This is a genomic window from Halomonas sp. C22 (assembly GCF_007655045.1).
Taxonomy (GTDB): domain Bacteria; phylum Pseudomonadota; class Gammaproteobacteria; order Pseudomonadales; family Halomonadaceae; genus Vreelandella; species Vreelandella hamiltonii.
Window position 1 is genome coordinate 154,270 of sequence record NZ_VBVC01000004.1, and the last position, 21,309, is coordinate 175,578.

18 protein-coding genes are annotated in these 21,309 nt (G+C 60.3%); 7 read left to right on the plus strand and 11 right to left on the minus strand.

The genetic code is table 11. From position 1 onward, the window contains the following. Nucleotides 1-7 precede the first annotated feature (7 nt). A complete protein-coding gene (dsbD, locus tag FEU76_RS10065) occupies nt 8-1,873 on the minus strand; it encodes a protein-disulfide reductase DsbD (protein ID WP_144982654.1) in 1,866 nt (621 codons plus the stop codon). 186 nt (nt 1,874-2,059) lie between these two features. Next, on the minus strand, nt 2,060-2,590 hold the full coding sequence (ppa, locus tag FEU76_RS10070) for an inorganic diphosphatase (protein WP_039178176.1): 531 nt from the start codon (nt 2,588-2,590) through the stop codon (nt 2,060-2,062). A gap of 259 nt (nt 2,591-2,849) precedes the next feature. Here ppa and FEU76_RS10075 point away from each other — a divergent pair, with 259 nt between their 5' ends. Then, nucleotides 2,850-4,565, plus strand: coding sequence for a bifunctional protein-serine/threonine kinase/phosphatase (locus FEU76_RS10075; RefSeq protein ID WP_144982962.1), 1,716 nt, complete (start codon nt 2,850-2,852; stop codon nt 4,563-4,565). Nucleotides 4,566-4,631: 66 nt separating this feature from the next. Here FEU76_RS10075 and FEU76_RS10080 read toward each other — a convergent pair whose 3' ends face one another. Both FEU76_RS10080 and rnt read right to left on the minus strand, forming a co-directional pair. Continuing rightward, a complete protein-coding gene (locus tag FEU76_RS10080; protein ID WP_039178173.1) occupies nt 4,632-5,891 on the minus strand; it encodes a 6-phosphofructokinase in 1,260 nt (419 codons plus the stop codon). 129 nt (nt 5,892-6,020) lie between these two features. After that, nucleotides 6,021-6,692 carry a ribonuclease T gene (rnt, locus tag FEU76_RS10085; protein WP_016913724.1) on the minus strand — a complete coding sequence of 224 codons (672 nt, stop codon included), beginning with the start codon at nt 6,690-6,692 and terminating at the stop codon, nt 6,021-6,023. A gap of 213 nt (nt 6,693-6,905) precedes the next feature. Between rnt and FEU76_RS10090 the strand changes: the two genes are divergently transcribed. Both FEU76_RS10090 and FEU76_RS10095 read left to right on the plus strand, forming a co-directional pair. Continuing rightward, entirely contained in the window at nt 6,906-8,126 is a 1,221-nt protein-coding gene (locus tag FEU76_RS10090) for an argininosuccinate synthase (protein WP_039178168.1), read from the plus strand. A 53-nt stretch (nt 8,127-8,179) separates the two neighbouring features. Beyond that, a complete protein-coding gene (locus FEU76_RS10095) occupies nt 8,180-8,512 on the plus strand; it encodes an HlyU family transcriptional regulator (RefSeq protein WP_144982657.1) in 333 nt (110 codons plus the stop codon). Here the strand turns inward: FEU76_RS10095 and FEU76_RS10100 are convergent. The 5 genes from FEU76_RS10100 to FEU76_RS10120 form a co-directional block, all read right to left on the minus strand. Next, the gene (locus FEU76_RS10100; protein WP_144982660.1) at nt 8,505-9,716 is read right to left on the minus strand and encodes an EAL and HDOD domain-containing protein; all 1,212 of its coding nucleotides are present in this window, start codon (nt 9,714-9,716) and stop codon (nt 8,505-8,507) included. The genes FEU76_RS10095 and FEU76_RS10100 overlap by 8 nt on opposite strands. Nucleotides 9,717-9,828: 112 nt before the next feature. Further along, a complete protein-coding gene (locus tag FEU76_RS10105) occupies nt 9,829-12,543 on the minus strand; it encodes a sensor histidine kinase (RefSeq protein WP_144982965.1) in 2,715 nt (904 codons plus the stop codon). A 2-nt stretch (nt 12,544-12,545) separates the two neighbouring features. Beyond that, nucleotides 12,546-12,752, minus strand: coding sequence for a hypothetical protein (locus FEU76_RS10110; RefSeq protein ID WP_039178157.1), 207 nt, complete (start codon nt 12,750-12,752; stop codon nt 12,546-12,548). Further along, nucleotides 12,749-14,806, minus strand: coding sequence for a 3'-5' exonuclease (locus FEU76_RS10115; protein ID WP_144982663.1), 2,058 nt, complete (start codon nt 14,804-14,806; stop codon nt 12,749-12,751). The genes FEU76_RS10110 and FEU76_RS10115 overlap by 4 nt, the downstream gene beginning before the upstream one ends. Beyond that, nucleotides 14,803-15,186, minus strand: coding sequence for a response regulator transcription factor (locus tag FEU76_RS10120; RefSeq protein ID WP_039178151.1), 384 nt, complete (start codon nt 15,184-15,186; stop codon nt 14,803-14,805). The genes FEU76_RS10115 and FEU76_RS10120 overlap by 4 nt, the downstream gene beginning before the upstream one ends. Before the next feature lie 243 nt (nt 15,187-15,429). Here FEU76_RS10120 and FEU76_RS10125 point away from each other — a divergent pair, with 243 nt between their 5' ends. From FEU76_RS10125 to FEU76_RS10140, 4 genes are read left to right on the plus strand one after another with little or no spacing between them, the layout of a single operon-like run. Then, complete coding sequence (locus FEU76_RS10125) at nt 15,430-17,106, plus strand: carbon starvation CstA family protein (RefSeq protein ID WP_144982666.1); 1,677 nt, start codon at nt 15,430-15,432, stop codon at nt 17,104-17,106. A gap of 26 nt (nt 17,107-17,132) precedes the next feature. Further along, entirely contained in the window at nt 17,133-17,432 is a 300-nt protein-coding gene (locus FEU76_RS10130; RefSeq protein ID WP_144982669.1) for a cory-CC-star protein, read from the plus strand. 39 nt (nt 17,433-17,471) lie between these two features. Continuing rightward, complete coding sequence (locus FEU76_RS10135) at nt 17,472-18,479, plus strand: ArsA family ATPase (protein WP_144982672.1); 1,008 nt, start codon at nt 17,472-17,474, stop codon at nt 18,477-18,479. Continuing rightward, the gene (locus FEU76_RS10140; RefSeq protein ID WP_144982675.1) at nt 18,479-19,528 is read left to right on the plus strand and encodes a tRNA-queuosine alpha-mannosyltransferase domain-containing protein; all 1,050 of its coding nucleotides are present in this window, start codon (nt 18,479-18,481) and stop codon (nt 19,526-19,528) included. Before FEU76_RS10135 ends, FEU76_RS10140 begins: the two co-directional genes overlap by 1 nt. Here the strand turns inward: FEU76_RS10140 and FEU76_RS10145 are convergent. Both FEU76_RS10145 and nth read right to left on the minus strand, forming a co-directional pair. Then, entirely contained in the window at nt 19,513-20,628 is a 1,116-nt protein-coding gene (locus tag FEU76_RS10145) for a carboxysome shell carbonic anhydrase (RefSeq protein ID WP_144982678.1), read from the minus strand. The two genes, FEU76_RS10140 and FEU76_RS10145, sit on opposite strands and share 16 nt — an antisense overlap. A 28-nt stretch (nt 20,629-20,656) precedes the next feature. Beyond that, nucleotides 20,657-21,295, minus strand: coding sequence for an endonuclease III (gene nth, locus FEU76_RS10150; RefSeq protein WP_039178135.1), 639 nt, complete (start codon nt 21,293-21,295; stop codon nt 20,657-20,659). Between the last annotated feature and the right edge of the window lie 14 nt (nt 21,296-21,309).

Genomic DNA, 21,309 nt, shown 5'->3' on the forward strand with positions numbered 1-21,309 from the left:
TGCAAGGCTAACCTTGCTGCCACCGCTTGAGTGAATCGAGGTGCTGTGCCAATGCTTGTGCCGTGACTTCGCCTTGTATACGTGCGTCGCGCACTTCTTCGCCTTGGTGAAAGAACAGCAGGCTGGGCGGTCCAAACAGGTCGAAGTGATTCAGTAACGCCCTACTGTCTGCGTTGGTGTTGGTAACATCGACCGCGACGCGTTGAAAATCGTTCAATTGCGCGGCCACCTGCGGGTTGGGATAGACGTCTCGTTCCATCAATTTGCAGGATATGCACCAATCGGCAGTGAAGTGCACGAATACCGGCTGGTCGGATTGAGCTGCTTGTGCCAGTTGGGATTGTAGTTCGCTCAGCGTACTGACCGTTTCAAAGGCCAGTGGCGTTTCGGCTGACGTGGCCGAGCTGCTGCCTAGCATCAATGGGCGTAGCGGATTGGTGCCGCCCTGAGCCGCTCCCAGCACCAGGGCTATCCCCCAGGCCAGCAGCATCAGGCCCAGGGTCTGGCGCGCCTTGGCCCAGCCCGAGGTGTGCTGGAGTGTCAAGGCGCCCAGCGTCAGGGCAGTACCGATGGCCAGGGCTGCCCAGAGCAGCAGGGCAAGAGAGGGGGCAACGAGACGTTCGATCATCCAGATGGCGACCCCCAGCATCAGCAGGCCAAACGCGACCTTGACGCCGTTCATCCAGGCGCCCGAACGCGGTAGCAGCGTCGTGCCAAAGGTGCCTACCAGCAGGAGCGGCACGCCCATGCCCAGGCCTAGTGCAAAGAGAGCTGCGCCCCCCACCATGGCATCACCGGTGGACGATATGAACACCAGGGCGCCCGCCAGTGGCGCGGTGACGCACGGTGAAACCACCAGCACCGAAAGGGCTCCCGCCAGGGCCAGGCCTGCCGGGCCGCTGCGTTGGGCACGCGCCTGCCAGGCGTCGACGGTATTGGCGACTCGAGGAGAAACGCGCAGATCGAAAGCGCCGAACATGGCCAAGGCAAACAGAGTGAACAGCAGTGCAAACGTGATGAGCACCGGCGCCGACTGAAGGTGTGCCTGCAGGTTCAAGCCTGCGCCGAACAGGCCCATCAATACGCCTACCAACGCATAGGTGCTGGCCATGCCCAGCACGTAGCTGGCTGACAGCACGAAAGCCCGGGGCCTGGTCGGGTTTTGCCCTACCACGATGGAGGAAAGAATAGGAATCATGGGCAGGACGCAGGGCGTAAAGGTCAAGCCGATTCCTGCCACAAAGAACAGCCCGAGCATCAAGGGCAGGCTGGCCTCGCTCATCAGGTTGCGAAAACGGCTGTCCTCGCTTTGCGGGGCAGTAAAGCCAGAGGGTTGAGCGATGGAAGATTGCGCATCGTCTGAACGCGCGGTATTGACGGGGTCAGCCGCCCCTTGGCGTTCACTCCATTGTGCGAACTGGGCAGGTGGCGACGCTTGCGGAGCCTCCAGAGTGACCCGTTCGGGCGGGTAGCAAAGTCCGGCATCGGCGCATCCCTGGAAGGTCAGCTCGATGTTGGCCGGACCCGCGTGGGGGGCAGAAAAGGGTACTTCGAACACCAGGCTGTCGCGAAAGATATACACGTCACCCATGAACTCATCGTTGGTGAACGTTCCTTCGGCGATGATGGGGGCTTCTAGGCTGAGATCTTCCTGCAGGCTGGTGACCGCGAGCTGGTGTCGATAAAGATAATATTCGTCGGCAATGTCGATACCGATATAGAGCGTCTCTTCGTCATGCCAGGCGGTAGGTTGAAACGCCTCCATGACAGGCAGAAAATCGCTTTGATTGCTGGACGAAAACCATTGGCCTTGCGCCAGCAACGGCAAGCAGGCAAGCAGGCAAAAAAGAGAGAAGCGTTTGAGCAGTAACACGAGGTTTCCTTACGCAGCGGTGTCTAGTCAACAATAGCACGCAGGATAGCGTACTCGTTCGCCTGGGCGTAGCGGCTGCGGTGACGTGACGCGCTGCTTCATGTTCGCTTAACCCAGTATGCAAAAGGCCGCCCGAAGGCGGCCTTGGACGAATCATGGCAGAACGTTTGCCACTTGAACGTCGACTCAGGACTTCTTGTAAGCCGCCACGGATTTTTCGATGGCCTTGCGAGCGGCTTCAACCCCTTCCCACGACTCGACCTTGACCCACTTGCCTTTCTCCAGGTCCTTGTAGTTCTCGAAGAAGTGGGCAATCTGCTGGCGCAGCAGTTCCGGCAGGTCGGTGACTTCCTGAACGTCGTCATAGAGCGAGGAGAGCTTGGCGTGAGGAACACATACTAGCTTGGCGTCTTCACCTGCCTCGTCGGTCATGTTCAGGATGCCTACCGGACGGGCGCGGATGACGCTGCCGGGGGCGACCGGGTAGGGAGTCACCACGAGTGCATCGAGGGGGTCGCCATCATCTGCCAAGGTGTGCGGAATGAAACCGTAGTTGGCCGGGTAGAACATCGGAGTGGCCATGAAACGGTCAACCAACAGTGCGCCCATGTCCTTGTCGATTTCATACTTGATAGGCGCGTGGTTGGCAGGAATTTCGATCGCCACATAGATATCGTTGGGCAGATCCTTTCCAGCGGGGATGTTATCGAAGTTCATCTTGAGTTCCTTGGCTTGGCTTATCTATTGCGATTGAGGCAGATGTCACACAATTGATGCATTGCATTAATAGGGCAGAATTATACGAACATGACTGCCAGATTACCAATGCGACATAGGTGTTTGACGTTGACCAAGGCAGCGGGCGGGGTGCTCTTTGATGGCCGACGCGACGTTTGGTGGGCATCGTTTCGGCGTCTCAGCGTGTATCATGTCGCCGAGTGATCGTGGCAAGGACCTTTATGTCCAGGAGGATGAGTTGGCGCACGCCCAGTTGCTAATCAGTTATGGTCAGGCTTTCGTTGCCCCGCAGCGCCGTCAGCATCGCAGCTCCATGTCGGTACGCCTGCCGGATGCGCCCGTATTGAAGGCGAAGGGCGGCTGTGCCGTCATCAGTGACTCGCTGTCGCGCAATACCATGGCCAAGCAGGCAGGCGATCTGAGCGTTCGTGGATTCCTGGCCGATTATTACTCGACCCCCGAGCACTGGGATACCAAGACCTCTGCCACGCGGGTCTTGAGAGCGCTCAACAGCTGGTGTTACAGCCAGAGCCAGCACGTCAAGGAAGGCGGTTTTGTATCATCGATGTCTGCGCTGGTGTTTCTGGGCCGCGAGGGGCATCTGTTTCATATGGGCGATACGCTGGTCTTCCGCCTGCGAGGGGCCGAGTTCGAACAGTTGACCCGTGACCATGTGACCGACGTGGGAGGCTATCGCTATCCCTCTCGGGCCTTGGGCATGGATGGCAGCCTGGATATCGATTACACCCACCTGCCGCTCAAGCAGGGTGATTTTTTCGTCTTTACCACCCAAGCCGTGCGCGGCACGCTCATGCCGTCTGACTATGTGCGCTTGATTCGTGAAGATGCCAGCGATCTCGATGCGGCCTGTGAGCGCCTGGCCAGCGAAGCCAAGCAGCGCGCCCAGGAGCGAGGTTATGGGGGAGAGCAGTTCTGTTTTCAGATTCTGCGTGTCGATGAGCTGCCGGAAGAACCCAGTGATACGCCCAGCATGCTGTATGGGGACTTGCCCATTCCCCCGGAACTGGCGGTAGGCGAGCGGCTGGATGGTCTCGAAATACAGGCGGTGCTGTCGCGAAACGCGCAGTCCAGGGTCTACCGCGTACGCGATGTGCACAGCGACCGTATCATGGTCATGAAGGCGCCAAGCCCGGAGCTTTCGCTGCGCAATGCCTATCTGGAACACTTCCTGCTGCAGCAGTGGGTAGTGGAGCGGGTCAACTCCCCCTTCGTGGTCAAGGTCATGGAGCTGTCGCGTCCTCGCCGCTATCTCTACTATCTCATGCAGAACGTGGAAGGCGAGACGCTGCGTGAGTGGGCGCAGCGCCACCCTCAAGCCAGCTTGAACCAGCGTCTGGACATTGCCAACCAGCTGGGCAAGGCGGTACAGGCGCTGCACCACCGAGATATCATTCATCAGCAAATCAACCCGGATAACGTACTGATCGACCAGCACGGTAAAGTCGTGCTGACCGACTTCAGCGCCTGCCACATGCGCGAGGTGGATGGCCATCGCCAATCCGGCGACCTGCTGCGGCAGGTGGGGCTTTGCGAGCATACGGCGCCTGAGTATGCGCTGGGCGACACCATTGGCCGCCGCAGCGACCAGTATTCGCTGGCTTCTACCGTTTACTGGTTACTGACCGGCGAGCTGCCATACCTGTTGACGCCTAACCGCCTGCGCAGCCATACCGATCTTGAAGAGCTGGCCTATCGCAGCGCGCGTACCACCAATCCTGAGATTACCCCGGAGCTGGATGAGGCGCTACGTCGAGCCCTGGACCCCCAGCGAGCGCTGCGTTTTCGTCGCATGTCGGAGTTTCTCTACGCACTGCGTGTGCCCTTGGGGCGTTTGCCGGTACGCGAAGAGTCGCGCCCAGAAGCTCGGCGGTTTTGGCAGGGGGTAGCGGGCATACTTCTGCTGCTGTTGGTGCTCTCCTGGCTGTTGCGCTAGATCAAAACGCAGAAGGGATGGCCTGGGCCATCCCTTCTAGCGCGACTGCGGGCCGTTCAGGCCGTATTACAGCGTGAACTTGGGCAGTTTCTGCGCCACTTTCGCCAGCTTCAGCTTGGCGACTTTGGGCAGGCCATTTTCGAAGGGCGGGAAGTCTTCGCCTTGAATCAGCGGGGACAGGTAGTCGCGGCACTGCTGAGTGATGTCGAAGCCACTTTCGCTGATGAAGTCACGTGGCATGAACTTTTCCTGGTTGGCAATTTGCGCCAGGGGAGCAGAGATCACGTCCCATTGGTATGGGGTCTGAGAGATACGACGAATCGCGGGCATCATGGAGTTCTTGCCTGCCAGTGCCAGCGTCACGGCCTCGCGGCCCACGGCATAAGCCTGTTCCACATCGGTTTTGGAGGCCAGGTGACGCGCCGCGCGCTGCAGGTAGTCGGCCACGGCCCAGTGGTACTTGTAACCCAGGTCCTGCTTGATCATGCCCGCCAAGGTGGGCGCTACGCCGCCTAGTTGGCGATGGCCAAAGGCGTCGGTATTGCCTGCATCGGCCAGGAAAGTGCCGTCTTCGTAGCGCGCTCCTTCGGAGACCACGATGACGCAGTAGCCGTACTTCTTGACGCTCTCATCGACCCTGGCCATGACCGCTTTGCGGTTGAATGCCACCTCGGGGAAGATGATCAGGTGAGGCGGTTCACCTTCGCCTTCCCCTGCCAGGCCGCCCGCCGCCGCAATCCAGCCTGCATGACGCCCCATGACTTCGAGCACGAACACCTTGGTAGAAGTGGCGCACATCGAGGCGATGTCCAGAGACGCTTCGCGGGTAGAAGTGGCAATGTACTTGGCCACGCTACCAAAGCCTGGGCTGTTGTCGGTGATGGGCAAATCGTTGTCGACGGTTTTCGGTACGTGAATCGCGGTCAGCGGGTAGCCCATTTTTTCGGATAGCTGAGACACCTTGAGACACGTGTCGGCGCTATCACCTCCGCCGTTGTAGAAGAAGTAGCGGATGTCGTGGGCCTTGAAGACCTCGATCAAGCGCTCGTACTGGGTGCGATGAGTATCGATATCCTTGAGCTTGTAGCGACATGAGCCAAAAGCACCGCCCGGCGTATGACGCAGGGCAGCAATGGCGTCGTCGCTCTCCTGGCTGACGTCGATCAGGTCTTCGGTCAGGGCGCCGATGATGCCGTTATGGCCGGCATACACCTTGCCGATCTGGTCGGGGGCTTGCCGACACGCTTCGATCACGCCGCAGGCGCTGGCATTGATGACGGCGGTAACGCCACCGGACTGGGCGTAAAAGGCATTGTGCAGGGCCATGGAACGTTTCATCTCCTGAACGAGTATCGTGTGACTAGCTAAATGAGCTTTCGGGTTTATCAATAAATGCTGCGGAGTTTAGCCTAAAGCCGTTGCCACTGCATTACACGCAGGGCAAGGCTGCTGGAGCTACTCCTCGCCTGCGTCCATGGCTTGCTCTTTCAAAGCCAGCCGCCAGCCGCCCAGATCCTTGTAGCGATTGACCATGGCGCAGAACAGTTCGGCGGTGCGCTCGGTATCATAACGGGCGGAGTGAGCCGATTTGTTGTCGAATTCGATACCCGCCGCCCGGCAGGCGCGTGCCAGCACGGTCTGGCCGTAAACGAAACCTGCCAGGGTCGCCGTATCGAAGCTCGAGAACGGGTGAAACGGATTGCGCTTGACACCGCACCGATTGGCGGCTGCGTTCAGAAACCCTTGATCGAAAGCCGCGTTGTGGCCGACCAGGATGGCGCGAGAGCAGCCATGCGCCTTGATGGACTTGCGGATGGGGCGAAAGATTTCTCCCAGCGCCTCGGACTCGCTCAAGGCGACCTGGCGGCGCAGCGGGTCATCCAGGTTGATACCTGTGAAATCGAGAGCCGATTGCTCCACATTGGCCCCTTCGAAGGGGTGAATGTGGTACGCATAGGTGGCGTCGGGCAGTAGATTGCCTTCCGGGTCCATGGTGAGCGTCACAGCGGCAATTTCCAGTACGGCATCCGTCTGGGCATTGAACCCGCCCGTTTCCAGGTCAATGACCACCGGCAGGTAACTGCGAAAACGCTGGGCCATCAGATCGCGGGCAATTGCCTCGCTCATGCAGCTCTCCTTAGTAAAGCGAGTAATCGAACACAGTGGCGGTCATGAGGAGTCGCCACGAATGTGCTGATTCTAGCAGCTTTGGGCCCGAGGCGTCGTTGACGGTATTCGCTGGGCATCGAGAGCGCTATACTGGACGCCAGGTGTAATGGATAGCGCCCGAGCGTGCTGTCGATTCTGGTGAACTGTGTTCTTATTCAAGAGGAGCAAAGAATGTCCGATGTCAAAAAGGTTGTGCTGGCATATTCAGGCGGCCTGGACACATCCGTTATCGTCAAGTGGTTGCAAGAGACCTACAACTGCGAGGTAGTGACCTTCACTGCCGACATCGGTCAAGGTGAGGAAGTCGAGCCCGCGCGTGCCAAGGCCCAGGCGCTGGGTGTCAAGGAAATCTACATCGAAGACCTGCGTGAAGAGTTCGTGCGCGATTACGTCTTCCCCATGTTCCGTGCCAACACCATCTACGAAGGCGAGTACCTGCTGGGTACCTCCATTGCTCGCCCGCTGATTGCCAAGCGGTTGATCGAAATCGCCAACGAAACCGGCGCCGACGCCATTTCCCACGGTGCGACCGGCAAGGGCAACGATCAGGTGCGTTTCGAGCTGGGCGGCTATGCGCTCAAGCCGGGCGTCAAGGTCATCGCGCCCTGGCGCGAGTGGGACCTCACTTCCCGCGAGAAGCTGATGGCCTACTGCGAAGAGCACAATATCCCGGTGGATTTCTCCAACAAGAAGAAGAAATCTCCGTACTCCATGGATGCCAACCTGCTGCACATTTCCTACGAAGGCGGCATTCTGGAAGATCCGTGGGCCGAAGCCGAAGAAGACATGTGGCGCTGGAGCGTTTCACCGGAAGCCGCCCCTGAGCAGCCCACCTACGTCGAGCTGACCTTCGAGCAAGGCGATATCGTGGCCATCGACGGCGAGACGTTGAAGCCCCATGAAATCCTTGAAAAGCTGAACAAGCTGGGCGGCGACAACGGTATCGGCCGTCTGGATATCGTCGAAAACCGCTATGTGGGCATGAAGTCGCGTGGCTGCTACGAAACTCCCGGAGGCACGATCATGCTGCGTGCCCACCGTGCCATCGAGTCGCTGACGCTGGACCGTGAAGAAGCACACCTGAAAGATCAGCTGATGCCCAAGTACGCCGAAGTGATCTACAACGGCTACTGGTGGAGCCCCGAGCGTCGCATGCTGCAGGCGGCCATTGACGAAACGCAGAAAAACGTTTCAGGCGTCGTGCGCATGAAGCTCTACAAGGGCAATGCTACGGTGGTGGGTCGCAAATCCGAGCAGTCGCTGTTCGACGAGTCCATTGCCACGTTCGAAGACGATGCCGGTGCCTACAATCAGAAAGATGCCGAAGGCTTCATTAAGCTGAACGCACTGCGCCTGCGCATTGCGGCCGGCAAAGGTCGCCAGCAAAGCTAGTCTCTTCCCTTGTGACCAACCCGGTGGGTTGGTCACTCTTTCCTGGAGTGGTCATGTTTAAAAAACTACTTGCGGGCCTGTTTGGGTCAAGCGATGAGCGTAAAAGCGTGTCGGGCACCAAGGCGGCAGAGCCTGTCGCCTACAAAGAGTACCTGATCATTTCCCAGCCGGATGACCAGAGTGGCCAGTACCGTGTCAGCGGTGTGATTCGTAAAGCCGTTGCGGGTGATAGCGTTCAAGAGCATCGTTTCGAGCGTTCCGACATGCTGCCGGGGCGTGATGCCTGCGACGCGCTGATGGTCAGCAAGGCGCAGCGCTTCATCGATGAGGTGGGGGACGCGATGTTCGAACCGGACCCCCGTCGTGAAAGCGGTACCCCTAGCTAAGCTGTGAATCCATCAAGGCACGCGCTTCAGCGGCCGCTTTCAGCATGAACTCTGCGGGCACGCTCGTCAGGACGGCGCCCTGCTCACAGGCCGCTATATCCACCAGCAGTTGCCCCAGTGCGCCGGCATAGCTTGCCAGCGCCTTGTGTATGCTCTGGCTCAGGGGCAGCTCCTGCAGCATGACCTCCAGTTCAATCCCCAGAATGACCGGCATGCGCGAAAACAGCCCGACGATAAAGGCTTCTTCTGCGTCCAGCCCACGCTGCTCCGCCAAGGCCTCACAGGCAAAGGCACGCGTCAGCCCATTGATCAGGTTGACCTTGCTGGCCGGATTGTTGCCCGCCAGCATGACGATCGATACCAGGGTGCGCAGCTCCTTCAACCCGATGATGTGAACACAATCCAGTAGCTTGTAGGCGGGACGCTGTGCGGCCTTTCCTGCGGAATTGGCGCGCTTGAATACCGCATTGAGCAGGTAGGGGTCGCGGGCAATCAGCGTGCTCAGCGCAGGCAGGCGAACTCGGTCGCTGTAAAGCTGCGCCAGTAGCTGCATCTGATTGGCGCGCGACGTGCTGTGGCGCTGGGTTCTGGTGGTCTGAATTTGTGGGCGTTGGTAAAAGTAGCCCTGGAACAGGCTGAAGCCCAGCGCTTTGCACTGCTCGAATTCATCATGGGTTTCGACCCGCTCCGCCAGCAAGGTGTAGCCTTGACGATGGAGAGACGTAATCATGTCGATGGGCAATCCCACCGAGATATCGAATTTGACGATATCGGCAAAGGGCATCAGCCCCTGATTGGCTGAGTTGGGCTCCACATCATCCAGCGCCAGTCGATAGCCCTGCTTTTTCAGCCGCCTGAGAGCGTCGGTCAAGGGTTCGCTGGGCTGCGTGTCTTCCAGAATTTCGATGACGATTTGATCCGCAGGCAGGCCAGCCAGATCGGGGTTCAGCAGCCAGTCATGGGAAGCGTTGATGAACAGCTGGCGTTGGCCGCAGAGCTTATCGAGACCGATTTCGTAGATGGCCACCGCGCAGGCGCGAGCCGTCGCCTGTACGGCGTCCAGAATCACGGCGTTACCTGCGCTGGCGTTTCCCCGATACAGCAATTCATCCGCGACATGCTGCAACTGCACGTTGACGATGGGCTGAATGGCGATCGTGTATTGGTCGCTCTCGACATCGTTAAGTTCTGACCCGCTCAACATGATACAGCTCCAGCATGGCGATATGACGGTGTACAAGGATCCAAAGAATAACGTACAAACACAGGAACATACCAGTTACATCGCAGCACAGTGCGTTGACAAAAAGGAGGAGTCATTTAAACGGTAGGGCGGGCAGTTCGATCCACATTCGCGTGCCCCCCAGGTCGGAAGCGTCTGCCCACAGCTTCCCTCCCAGGTGTTGAACGATGGCGCGACTGATCGGTAGCCCAAGCCCGCTGCCTTTTGGGCGTTGGGCATGAGGCTGTCCGCTACGCTGCAGCTGGTAGAATTTTTCGAAGACGTGCTCCCTTTCTTCCTCGGGAATACCAGGCCCGTTATCTTCCACACTCAAGCGAAACTGATCTCCGTGGGCCTCGACACGTAGCACTATCTCGGGATGGGTATGATGCGCAAACTTGCGCGCATTTTCCAGCAGGTTGATGATCACTTGTTCCAGCCGGTCGGGGTCGGCTTCCACCATGGCAGTCTCGGATTGCACCTCCAGCCGGAAGGTCAAGGCTGCTTCTTGATGCAAGCGGGCCAGTGCGTCGCTGCTTTGTCTGGCCAATGCCACCAGGTCGACGGGTTTCGGCGACATGGTCAGACGACCGCTTTCCAAGCGTGCCAAGTCGAGTATTTCCTCGATCAGCCGGGAAAGTCGTTCGCTTTCCTGCACCATGATGGCCAAGAATTGATGGCGCTTGTCATCGCTGATATCCGGCGTGTCGCGCAATATTTCGGCAAACGAGCGAATCGACGTCAGCGGTGTTCGCAGTTCATGGCTGACCATGGCCACGAACTCATCTTTCATCCGGTCCAGCTCGCGCAGCCGCTCATTGGCACTGCGCAATTCCTGGCCCACGCGGGCCAACTCCTGGGATTTCTGCTCGAGGCGACGGTTGTACTCCAGCGTCTGTGACGTGGTATCCAGAATGCTCAGCACCGAGGCGACGTCCAGCGCTTCACCGCGCAGCACCGAATTGATCAACACGCTGGCGGAGGCACTGCCCAGCGAGCCTGCCAGCGCTTGCTCGGCCCGCGTGATCAGCCCGCTGGAAGCAGGCTGTGTTTTGTTCAGCGGCCCATGTTGGGTAAACACGCGTTCGGTGGCCGTACTGCCCAGGTAGCGGATGAGCAGGGCATGTAGCGCCCCTTCGGTGGTTTCGCCTCGCCACAGAGAGGTCGTGTGCAGGCCCGGGTGCATGGCGCCGGTGAAGAGCGCTGCCTGGGTTTGCTCCAGCGGTGTGGGCCGGGTAAACAGCGATACACCTACCAGTAGTCCCACATTGCACAGCATGCTCCAGAACAGTGAGTGGGTATAAATATCCCAGCCAGTCAGGCCCAGCAGGGCATAGGGCGATAGCCACGATAGCCCCCAGGGCCCTTGGGTGATCAGCGTGCCATCCAGCCATCCCGATTGGGCAAAGCCCGGCAGCAGCAGGGTGTAGAACCAGACGATAAAGCCTGCTATCAGTGCAGCGGCCGCTCCTTGGCGGGTGGCGCCGCGCCAGTAAAGGCCGATCAGCAGCGCGGGGGCAAATTGAGCGACGCCCGCAAACGAGACCAGCCCGATGGTGACCAGGCTGTAAGTGTCGCCAATCAGCGCGTGGTAGAGATACCCCATCAGCAGAATCACGACGATGGCGATTCGGCGTATCCCCAGCAGCCAATCGGCCAGCTTGCCGTGGCTGCCGATATAGAGCCCTTTGACCTTGAGCAACAGCGGCATGACCAGCTGGTTGCTCACCATGGTAGAGAGCGCGATGGTTTCCACGATCACCATCCCCGTGGCCGCGGACAGCCCACCGATGAACACCAGCAAGGGCAGGCCCTCGAGACCTGCGGATAGAGGCAGCGTCAGCACGAAGCTGTCCGGGTCTCCGGCATCCAGCAGCAGCCCCGCCAGGGCAATGGGAATCACGAACAGGTTGATCAGCAGCATGTAGAGCGGAAAAAGCCAGCTGGCGCGAATCAGGTGCTGCTCATCGACGTTCTCGACGACCAGTACCTGGAACTGACGTGGCAGGGTCAAAAAAGCCAGAAACGCGAGCAGCAGCATGCCCACCCAGCCGGTGGCCCCGCCGGGTACGCTCTCCAGGCGCATGGCGTTGGCCAGCTCCGGCATGGCCGCGGCCTGCGCGAACAGGGCGGCAGGCCCCTCGAACAGCACGAAGGTGACGAAGATACCCACCGCCAGAAACGCCACCAGCTTGACCAGCGACTCGACTGCAATGGCCGCGACCATGCCCTCGTGGCGCTCGCTGGCATCCAGATGGCGAGTGCCGAACAGAATGATGAACACGGCCAGTACCATGGCGATCCAGAACGAACGATCACTCCAGAATCGCTCGGTGGCCAGGGTCGCGTCGGCACTCAACGGGTAATTCATCAGCACCGCATGGCTGACCGTGATCGCCTTGAGCTGCAGCGCGATATAAGGCGTGATGGTGATCAAGGCCATAAGGGCCACCAGGGCACCCAGCAAAGAGCTCTTTCCGTAACGGGCACTGATGAAGTCGGCAATCGAGGTGATCCGCTGCTGAGCCGCAATGCGCACCATCTTGCGCAGCGTGAAAGGCGCCAGCAGCATGGCCAGCGTGGGCCCCAGATAGATGAGCAAGAAGCTAGGGCCAAACTGCGCGGCCCGGCCCACGCTGCCGTAAAAGGTCCAGGCGGTACAGTAGACCGCAATGGAGAGCGCATACACCGTGGGCGAGCCAATCAGCGAGCGCCCCTGTTCGGCGCGGCGGTCTCCCCAGGCGGCCACCATGAACAGCAGCGCCAAGTAGCTGAAGGCAGCCCCAATCACCACCAGGTCGGTACGCATGCTCATCGTCGTCCGGGCGTTTCCACCAGCCAGGCGGTCATGCCGATCAGCGCGCCCCAGACCACGAACAGGTAGAGCGGCAGCCAACCCAATGAGGAGGGCAAACGGTCCATGATCAGCAGGGCGGGCGGACAAAACAGTAGCAAGGCCAGTATGATCAAGGCGATCAATCTTTCCTGACGTCGGGAGAGCGGGCGGGAGGTTTTCATGAGGCGCTGGCATCCTCACGGTCGAAGGCATTGGCCTGCAGGGCTAGCAGTTCCTCGAGGGTATCGATGCCTCTTGCCTCCAGTCGGGGCAGCAGCGCCAACCACAGCTCCGCCGTGACGCGGGCATCGCCCAGCGCCGTATGCCGCGTGCCGGGGGGGAAGTGCAGATCGTAGCGCTTGGCAAGGGTATCCAGGTCGTGACCATCCAGCGCTTCGTCCAGTGCTCTGGATATCAACAGCGTATCGAGCACCGGCATGTCAAAGCGAACGCCATGGCCGCTGATGGCCAGCATGTCGAAGGCGGCGTTGTGGGCCAGCAAGACGGCATTGTCCACATAGGCGCTGAACAAGGTCAGCACGCTGTCCAGTGTGGCAGCACCTGCCACATCGGCATCGGTAATGCCGTGGATGACCGTACTGGCCGCCGGTATGGGGCGTTGGGGGTCGACGTAATGGTTGAAAGCGTCACTGGCCAACAGCCGCCCATTGACGATACGGCACGCCCCCAGGCTGATCACCGTGTCGCCTCGACGCAGCTCCAGGCCGGTGGTTTCCGTGTCGAAGGAAACGATATCCAGGTTGCGCAGCCGACGACTGGCCAGCGCATCATCCGGGGCGGGCAACTGGGCAATGCCGAAGTCGTGGAATTCGGGCCGTGGCGGGGCGGGTTCACGGGGAGCGTCGGTACGCTCCAGGGTAGGTAGCGGCATGCGCAAACGCGCGTGGCGCTTGTCGCTGTCGGCAACGCTCCAGATATCGGCGGCGTGCTGGCGCAAGATGTCGGCCACCGATGGCCCCAGCGGCAGCGCCGTCAGCCGCTCTTCACGCCAGCGTACCAGCTCGCTCTCGGGCACGGGAGCACCTTGCCAGATCAGGTCGACGTAAACGCGTTTCTGATGATGGCTCAGCTCGCCCTCGAAGCCGCCGCTGGGCAAGTGGCTGTGTAAATAGCGCACCAGGGAGTCGAACAGCTCGATCAAGGCCGGGGCATCGCCCTTGAACCAGGCAGGCATGCCAATGGGAGTAATTAGCCGATGGGCAGGGTCCAGTCGCTCATCCAGGGATTGCCAGAAGTCATTGGACCACATGGGCCGCAAGCGCTCGCCGTGGTACTGCATGTCCTCGAGAAGCGTGGCCATTCTGGCGACCTGCTGGTTCAGGCCATGGCTCTCTTCCTGAATGACCTGCTCCAGGCGTTCTCGGAGTGCAGGATCCTGGGGCAGGGTGGCCAGTTGCCGCATGACGTCCGCCGCACTGCCCAGGCTGGCAGAGTGCTGGCGTAGCGATGGCAGCAGACTACCCAGGTCGGCGCGCACGCCCATCTCGTTGTTCCAAGCCGTGGTGGCATCGCTGCACGTCACAAGGGTTTCTTTTTCGCTGCCGGGCACGCGTCGGATCACCACTTTCAGCCAGCGCTGTTCGCAGGGGGCCAGCAGTTCCCTGGGAGAGCCATCGTCCGGCAACTGGGCCAGGGCATGTTCAAGGCCAACGGTGGGCAGCAGCGTGTCGAGGCGTTTGCCAAGCCCCAGCCCCGTGTGCCCGGCAAAAAAATCCTCGGCGGCCTGGTTGAACAGCATGACTCGGCGATGACGGTCGCAGAGCAGCAGCGGCGTTTCCAGCACCTGCAGCAGTGTTTCCAGCTCCTGACGTATGCGGGTGGCGCTACGCGCACCCTCTGCATGAGCGGTGGCCAACCGCCCTCGGTCGGCGCGCCAGCTCTGGCTGAGGCGCCGCAAATCGGGGCCGAGCCCCTTCAGCCAGCCTTCGGGTGTGTTTTCGTCCTGGGCATCCGGATTGGCTACCCAGCGTGCCAACTGGGCCTGAAGGTGGCGCAGCGGGGTGAACAGCATGCGTTCGAGCAGCAGCCCGACCAGAAAAATCGTCATGCCGCCAGAGAAGCTGCCCAACCACAGCGCGGCGCGGGCAATTCCCGACAGGCCCAGCTGAGCATCGAGCCAGGCGGCAAAAATAGCCCCGCCAAGCAGGCTGATGCCACTCAACAGCAGCCATACGCCCATGAGGCGCTGGCGTTTGGGTAACCCTTTGCCGGTCATGGCGTTCGCTCACCCAACAGGGATTTGACCTTTTCCACCAGTTGCTGAGTGGAAAAGGGTTTGGTCACGTAGTCGTCTGCTCCCAGCGCCAGGCCTTTCTCACGCTCTACTTCGCGGCCGTGGGCGGTCAGCATGATGACTGGCAGCCGCTGGGTCGTTGCTTGCTGTTCACGCTGGCGCAGCTGCTCGAGCACTTCGAAGCCGCTGATGCCGGGCAGGCTGATATCCAATAACAGCAGGTCGGGGGAGGCATCTTCCAGACGTAAAAGTGCGCTTTCTCCATCCTCGGCAGTCACGACTTCGAGTCCGGCATGGGACATCAAGAACTCCAGAGACAGGACAATATTGGGTTCATCGTCGACCACTAAGACTTTGGCCATGGAGGGCTCCTGATCACGCAACGTTATTATTGGTTCTTGAAGAAGTTTAGGTAGCCAAGCCGAGCCCGCCAAGACGACCTTCGATGAGTATGGCCATGACGTCTACAACTTTCGCAGTGGTTTAAAGCCATAAAAGGGCTTTTTCATGGACTTGCCAGACGTCTCATACCACTATGAAAACGCTCGAAGTGAGCAAGCGAGTAAGCCCAACAATAAAGCATCACCATTAAAGGAGCTGCGCTTATGAGTGCTATTTTCTTGCTGGTGGTGGGTCTTGGTGCAATGGCATTGGGGTACTTTATTTACTCCAAGTTCGTTGCTCAAAAGATCTACCAACTAGATCCTGACTTTAAAACCCCTGCCCATGAGTTCGAAGATGGCGTCGATTATGTGCCTACCAATCGGTTCGTGCTGTGGGGGCACCACTTTACCTCGGTGGCGGGTGCCGCACCCATCGTCGGGCCGGCCATCGCGGTGATCTGGGGCTGGGCACCGGCCTTCATGTGGGTAGTGTTCGGCACGATATTCTTTGCCGGGATTCATGATTTCGGCGCCATCTGGGCCAGTGTGCGCAACAAGGCAAAATCGGTGGGGGCGCTCACTGGAGATGTCGTTGGCAAGCGTGCCCGCAGTATCTTCATGATCGTCATCTTTCTGGTGCTGCTAATGGTCAACGCGGTGTTCGCGGTGGTCATTGCCGGTCTCATGATGAATTTCTCCAGCGCGGTCGTGCCGGTGTGGGGAGCCATCCTCGTGGCACTGATCATCGGCCAGTTGATCTACCGTCGGATCATGAGCTTGCCCGTTGTATCGGTACTGGGGGTCATTGCGCTCTATGCCCTGATCTTCATTGGCCCTTCGGTGCCGATCCAGATGCCCTCGGAAGTGGCGGGTATGTCCGGTAACGCGGTGTGGATCCTGATCCTGTTTGCCTACGCCGCCATCGCCTCCTTGCTGCCCGTCTGGATGCTGCTGCAACCCCGTGACTATATCAATGGTCTGCAGCTGTTCATCGGTCTGCTGGTGCTGTACGGCGCCCTGGTGTTGCTGAACCCGACTCTGGTAGCACCGGCGTTCAACAGCGATGTGCCTGCGGGCACGCCATCGCTCATTCCTTTGTTGTTCGTGACCATTGCCTGTGGGGCAATCTCTGGCTTCCATGGGTTGGTGTCTTCGGGGACCACTTCCAAACAGCTCAACAAGGAGACCGACGCGCGGTTCGTGGGCTATTTCGGCGCGGTAGGCGAAGGCATGTTGGCCCTGGCGGCGATTCTGGCAGCCACGGCAGGCTTTGCCACGCTGGGTGACTGGCAGGCCATGTACAGTGCCTTTGGCCAGGGGGGCGTCAACGCCTTCGTGGAGGGCGGAGCCTACATCATCCATAACGGCCTGGGGCTGCCTGAAGTGACGGCGGCGACGCTGCTGACGGTCATGGCGGCGCTGTTTGCCGGGACTACCATGGATACCGGGCTGCGGTTGCAGCGCTATATTTTCCAGGAGTGGGGTGATATCTATCAGCAGCCGTGGATGAAGAAACCTGCCATTGCCACCGGTCTGGCCGTGGGTAGCTGCCTGTTGCTGGCGTTTGGCGCCGGTGGGGCCGACGGCTCGGGTGGGCTGATCATCTGGCCGCTGTTTGGGACCACCAACCAGTTGCTGGCAGGCCTGACATTGCTGGTGATCACCGTGATGCTGGTGCGCCTGAAACGGCCCATGTGGTACACCCTGGCACCGCTGTGTTTCCTGCTGGTGATGACGATCGTGGCGCTGCTGCTGCAGCTGCGCACCTTCTGGAATCAGGGCAACATGTTCCTGCTGGTACTGGACATCGTCGTTCTGATTGCGGCCATCATGGTGGCCATGGAGTGTGCGGCCGCGCTGAAGCGCTCGCGTTCCGAAGTCGCCGAGCAGCAGCCTTAGCCGCTGCAAAACCCTGGAGAAATCCCATGAGCGATGATCTGCATTCCGGGTCGTCGCATCGAGAAACGCTCAGGGCCTGGCTCGACCAGGCCCGCTTCTTTACCGAAGAGGTGTACAGCGCCCGCTACCGGGGCGCCATCGCCAGAGCGCGACGCGATGAAGACGACCTGTTCATGCTGCTGGTGTTTGCCGAAATGATGGGCCTGCAGAATCCTGCTGCTTATTACACGCTTGAGCTGCAGCCATTGCTGCTCGAACGCTTCCATGACTGGCATCGGCGCATGGGCATGGAGCACTCCCCACTGGATCACTTCCGCTGCTGTTGAGGCATTTGCCCAGCGGTAGCCCGCACATCAGGACAGACCATGCACGCTGTATTGAAACGACGCCTGCTATGGGTAGGTGGCAAAGGGGGCGTTGGCAAGACCACCGTGGCGGCCTCATTGGCCGTGCTGGCCGCCAGCCGAGGCAAACGGGTGCTGGTGGTCTCCACCGACCCCGCTCATAGCCTGGGCGATGTGTTCGACAGGCAGTTGGGCGATACGCCTCGCCGCCTGTTGCCCAACCTGGATGCCATGGAGATCGACCCCGACCGTGAAGTGGAAGCGCACCTTGCCCGCGTCGTGGCCCAGATGCGGCGTTATGCAGCGCCAGAAATGATGCAGGAGCTGGAGCGGCAGATGCGCCTGACACGTCAGTCTCCCGGCACCCAGGAGGCCGCCTTGCTGGAGCGGCTGGCTCGTCTGATGGTGGACGATGAGGCCCCCTATGACGTGATCATTTTCGATACCGCGCCCACGGGGCATACCCTAAGGCTGCTGACCCTGCCCGAGGCCATGGCCGCGTGGACCGACGGGCTGCTGGCCCATAACCGCAAATCCGCTGATTTGGGCAAGGTGCTGGAGCATCTGACCCCCAAGCGAGGCAGGGACGTGGCGACGCCCTTTGACGACCCCACCCAGGACCCGCTGGAAGACCTGGATGAACGCACCCGCGACGTGGCCAGCACGCTGATCGAGCGCCGCCGCCTGTTTCACCAGGCACGACGGCGTATCGAGGATAAAAGCGCCTGCAGCTTCTTGTTCGTCATGACCCCCGAGCGGCTGCCGATCCTGGAAACCGATCGTGCGGTGAAAGCACTGGAGGAAGTGCGTATCCCGGTGGCGGGGGTGCTCATCAATCGGGTGATTCCCGCAGACGCCGACGGCGAGTTCCTGGCAGCCAGGCGGCAGCAGGAGGCCACTTATCTGGCGCGCATCGAACAACATTTTCGCCACCTGCCGCGCCCCGTGCTACCTTGGCTGCCGACGGATGTACAAGGTATTGAGGTGCTGGAGCAGTTGGCTGCCCAGCTTGAACAGCAAGGATTTTGATGCGGGTATTACTGCTTTCCGCCTACGAGGCGGTCAGCCATCGTTACTGGGCAAACAGTTTGATGGCTGAACTGACGGATGTGGAATGGACATTGCTGAGCTTGCCACCGCGCCATTTTGCCTGGCGCATACGCGGTAATCCGCTGAGCTGGTGGTTGAAGGAACACGCTACCCTCAGCCAGCGCTTCGATGTGGTGCTGGCCACCTCCATGGTGGATATGGCCACGCTGGTCGGGCTTTTTCCGCACTTGGGCCAGGCCCGCAAGATCGTCTATTTTCACGAGAACCAGTTTGCCTACCCGGAGTCCAGCGAGCAGGTGCCCCAGGTCGAAGCCAAAATGGTCAATCTCTATGCGGCCCTGGCGGCGGATACCCTGGTATTCAACACCGCCTACAACCGCGACTCCTTTTTTAGTGGCGTCAGGCAATTTCTGAAAAAAATGCCCGAGAACCTGCCGGCCGCCGCGCCGCTGGAGCGGCTGAGGCGTTCGGCAAAAGTACTGCCGGTGCCCTTGCAGCCGCTGGCGCAGGTGCCCGACGTTGCACCGCCACGCCGCATCGTCTGGAATCACCGGTGGGAGTACGACAAGAACCCCGAGGACTTCTTTGCGGTGTTGTTCAGGCTGAGTGAGGAGGGCGTGCCTTTCGAACTTGCCGTCATGGGCCAACGGTTTCGCGACGAGCCCGCCATCTTTGCCGAGGCGCAGGTGCGGCTGGCGCAGCATCTCGTCTGTTGGGGGCCTCAGCCAGAGGAGCAGTATCAAGCGCTGTTGAACGGCGGCGGTATCGTCGTGTCGACCACCTGGCATGAGTTTCAGGGGCTGGCCATCATGGAGGCTGCCCAGCGTGGCGCGTGGCCGCTGGTGCCGGACAGACTCTGCTTTCCGGAACTCTATCCTGATGCCTACCGTTACGATGGGACACGGGAGGGGCTCTATCGGCGCCTTGTCGCGTGGTTACAAGGCACGATGACCGCCCCTGAGCGGCTGGATACGTCGCCCTGGGAGTGGCCCCAGTGGCGTGAGGCGTATCGTCAGTTGTTGGACTGAAGCAGGTCAAGACGCCTGGTAGGCCAGTGCACCACGGCCGTGTGAGGTCGCATCTTGCTGGCCAGCTCAGGATGACGCTGGCCGATCACCTGTGCGGCAAAGCGCGACAGGAACTGCGATTTCAGCTCTGCCCGCGCGCGATCGACGCCGCTGTGTTGATAAGGGGTCGAGGCCAGCAGCATGAAGCCATCGTCTGGAATGCGGCCATGGAGCATGTTGGCGGCGATGATATCCGCCGCCGTGCCAATGGGTTCTGCCAGGTCGGGCCCGTAGGGACCGATGATCAGTGCGGTATTGGGCAGGTGAAGAAAATCGAAACCTCGGCCAATGCAAATGACCCATTCACGGTGTTCGATCTCCAGCGCCCGGGCGGTGCCATACAGGCTAGTGACATGGGCCAGGTTACCTTCCAGCAGCGGTAGCAGGTCACGGCGTATGTCGTCAGGCATATCCGGGCAGACGGCGGCGAGACGGATGGCCAGGGCCTCTGCCGGTTGGCCTACCCAGTCGCGAATGTCCAGGACCGCTCCTGCCTTGCCATGAATCACCAGCGCGTCGCTATCCGTTTCAAAGCCACACACCAGCGGGTACACCTGCTGGTGGTCCTTGCCAAACAGTTTGCCCGCCTGCTCGGCAATGCCGTATGCGTGAGCCCGGGCGGCCGCCGTATCGCAGCCGAAGCCTGCACAGCCCCGCTGTGGCTGTCCGGCGGAGTAGTGATAAGTAATGCACATCAAGGTGCCGCGCCCCTGCTGCGCTGCCGCCAGCACCGAATCGGTGAGCAGCTCACCCAGGTAAGGCCAGCCCAGGTCGAAAATACCCCCCAGGTTGCGAAACGGCGTGATGATGCCCAGCGGGGTGCGGGTGGCATGGGGAAGGTGGATACGGCCATCCATGCACTTCATCACCAGAAGTGAAGTAGGGTGCTGCGCCAGATAGCGCTGCCGTGCCAGCCACGCGTCAGGACTGCAGAAGTGCTCTGCGTGCTGGCGGGAGAGAGCCAGCAGCGCATCGATTCGCTCGTGGATAGGGCGCTGGTGAAGCCGTAGGGCAGAGCGGCTGCTGGTACTTGAGATGGTACTGTGGTCTGTGCTGGGCATGGGCAGCTCCCTGGGGCGGCCCAAACGTTCAGGCCAGCTCGGTTTTGTCTTTATAGTCGCAGAGATCCTCGATGATACAGCTACCGCAGCGTGGCTTGCGAGCGATACAGGTATAGCGGCCATGCAGGATCAGCCAGTGATGGGCGTCCTGCTTGAAAGCCTTGGGCACATGGCGCAACAGCTTCTGCTCCACTTCGACCACGTCCTTGCCCTTGGCGATGCCCGTCCGGTTGGAGACTCGGAAGATATGCGTGTCCACGGCGATGGTGGGCTGCCCAAAGGCGGTATTGAGAATGACGTTGGCGGTCTTGCGCCCGACACCCGGCAAGGCTTCCAGCGCCTGGCGGGTTTGCGGCACGTCGCTACCATGCTGGTTCACCAGAATATGGCAGGTCTTCATCAGGTTTTCAGCCTTGGTGTTGAACAGGCCGATGGTCTTGATGTACTCCTTGAGTCCCTCGATGCCCAGCGCGATGATTGCTTCGGGGGTGTTGGCCACCGGAAACAGTCGGTCGGTGGCTTTGTTGACGCCCACGTCGGTGGCCTGTGCCGAGAGCAGTACCGCAGCCAGCAGCTCGAAGGGGGTGCTCCAGTTCAGCTCGGTGGTGGGGTGCGGATTTTCCGCCTGCAGGCGGGCAAAAATCTCCTGCCGTTTCTGGGCATTCATGAACGTTTCTCCAG

Bases quoted from the DNA above. Each gene is read 5' to 3' on its own strand.
- ppa (WP_039178176.1), bottom strand. From the start codon at position 2,590: ATGAACTTCGATAACATCCCCGCTGGAAAGGATCTGCCCAACGATATC.
- FEU76_RS10080 (WP_039178173.1), bottom strand. From the start codon at position 5,891: ATGGCCCTGCACAATGCCTTTTACGCCCAGTCCGGTGGCGTTACCGCC.
- rnt (WP_016913724.1), bottom strand. From the start codon at position 6,692: ATGAGCGAGGCAATTGCCCGCGATCTGATGGCCCAGCGTTTTCGCAGT.
- FEU76_RS10090 (WP_039178168.1), top strand. From the start codon at position 6,906: ATGTCCGATGTCAAAAAGGTTGTGCTGGCATATTCAGGCGGCCTGGAC.
- FEU76_RS10095 (WP_144982657.1), top strand. From the start codon at position 8,180: ATGTTTAAAAAACTACTTGCGGGCCTGTTTGGGTCAAGCGATGAGCGT.
- FEU76_RS10100 (WP_144982660.1), bottom strand. From the start codon at position 9,716: ATGTTGAGCGGGTCAGAACTTAACGATGTCGAGAGCGACCAATACACG.
- FEU76_RS10105 (WP_144982965.1), bottom strand. From the start codon at position 12,543: ATGCGTACCGACCTGGTGGTGATTGGGGCTGCCTTCAGCTACTTGGCG.
- FEU76_RS10110 (WP_039178157.1), bottom strand. From the start codon at position 12,752: ATGAAAACCTCCCGCCCGCTCTCCCGACGTCAGGAAAGATTGATCGCC.
- FEU76_RS10115 (WP_144982663.1), bottom strand. From the start codon at position 14,806: ATGACCGGCAAAGGGTTACCCAAACGCCAGCGCCTCATGGGCGTATGG.
- FEU76_RS10120 (WP_039178151.1), bottom strand. From the start codon at position 15,186: ATGGCCAAAGTCTTAGTGGTCGACGATGAACCCAATATTGTCCTGTCT.
- FEU76_RS10125 (WP_144982666.1), top strand. From the start codon at position 15,430: ATGAGTGCTATTTTCTTGCTGGTGGTGGGTCTTGGTGCAATGGCATTG.
- FEU76_RS10130 (WP_144982669.1), top strand. From the start codon at position 17,133: ATGAGCGATGATCTGCATTCCGGGTCGTCGCATCGAGAAACGCTCAGG.
- FEU76_RS10135 (WP_144982672.1), top strand. From the start codon at position 17,472: ATGCACGCTGTATTGAAACGACGCCTGCTATGGGTAGGTGGCAAAGGG.
- FEU76_RS10140 (WP_144982675.1), top strand. From the start codon at position 18,479: ATGCGGGTATTACTGCTTTCCGCCTACGAGGCGGTCAGCCATCGTTAC.
- FEU76_RS10145 (WP_144982678.1), bottom strand. From the start codon at position 20,628: ATGCCCAGCACAGACCACAGTACCATCTCAAGTACCAGCAGCCGCTCT.
- nth (WP_039178135.1), bottom strand. From the start codon at position 21,295: ATGAATGCCCAGAAACGGCAGGAGATTTTTGCCCGCCTGCAGGCGGAA.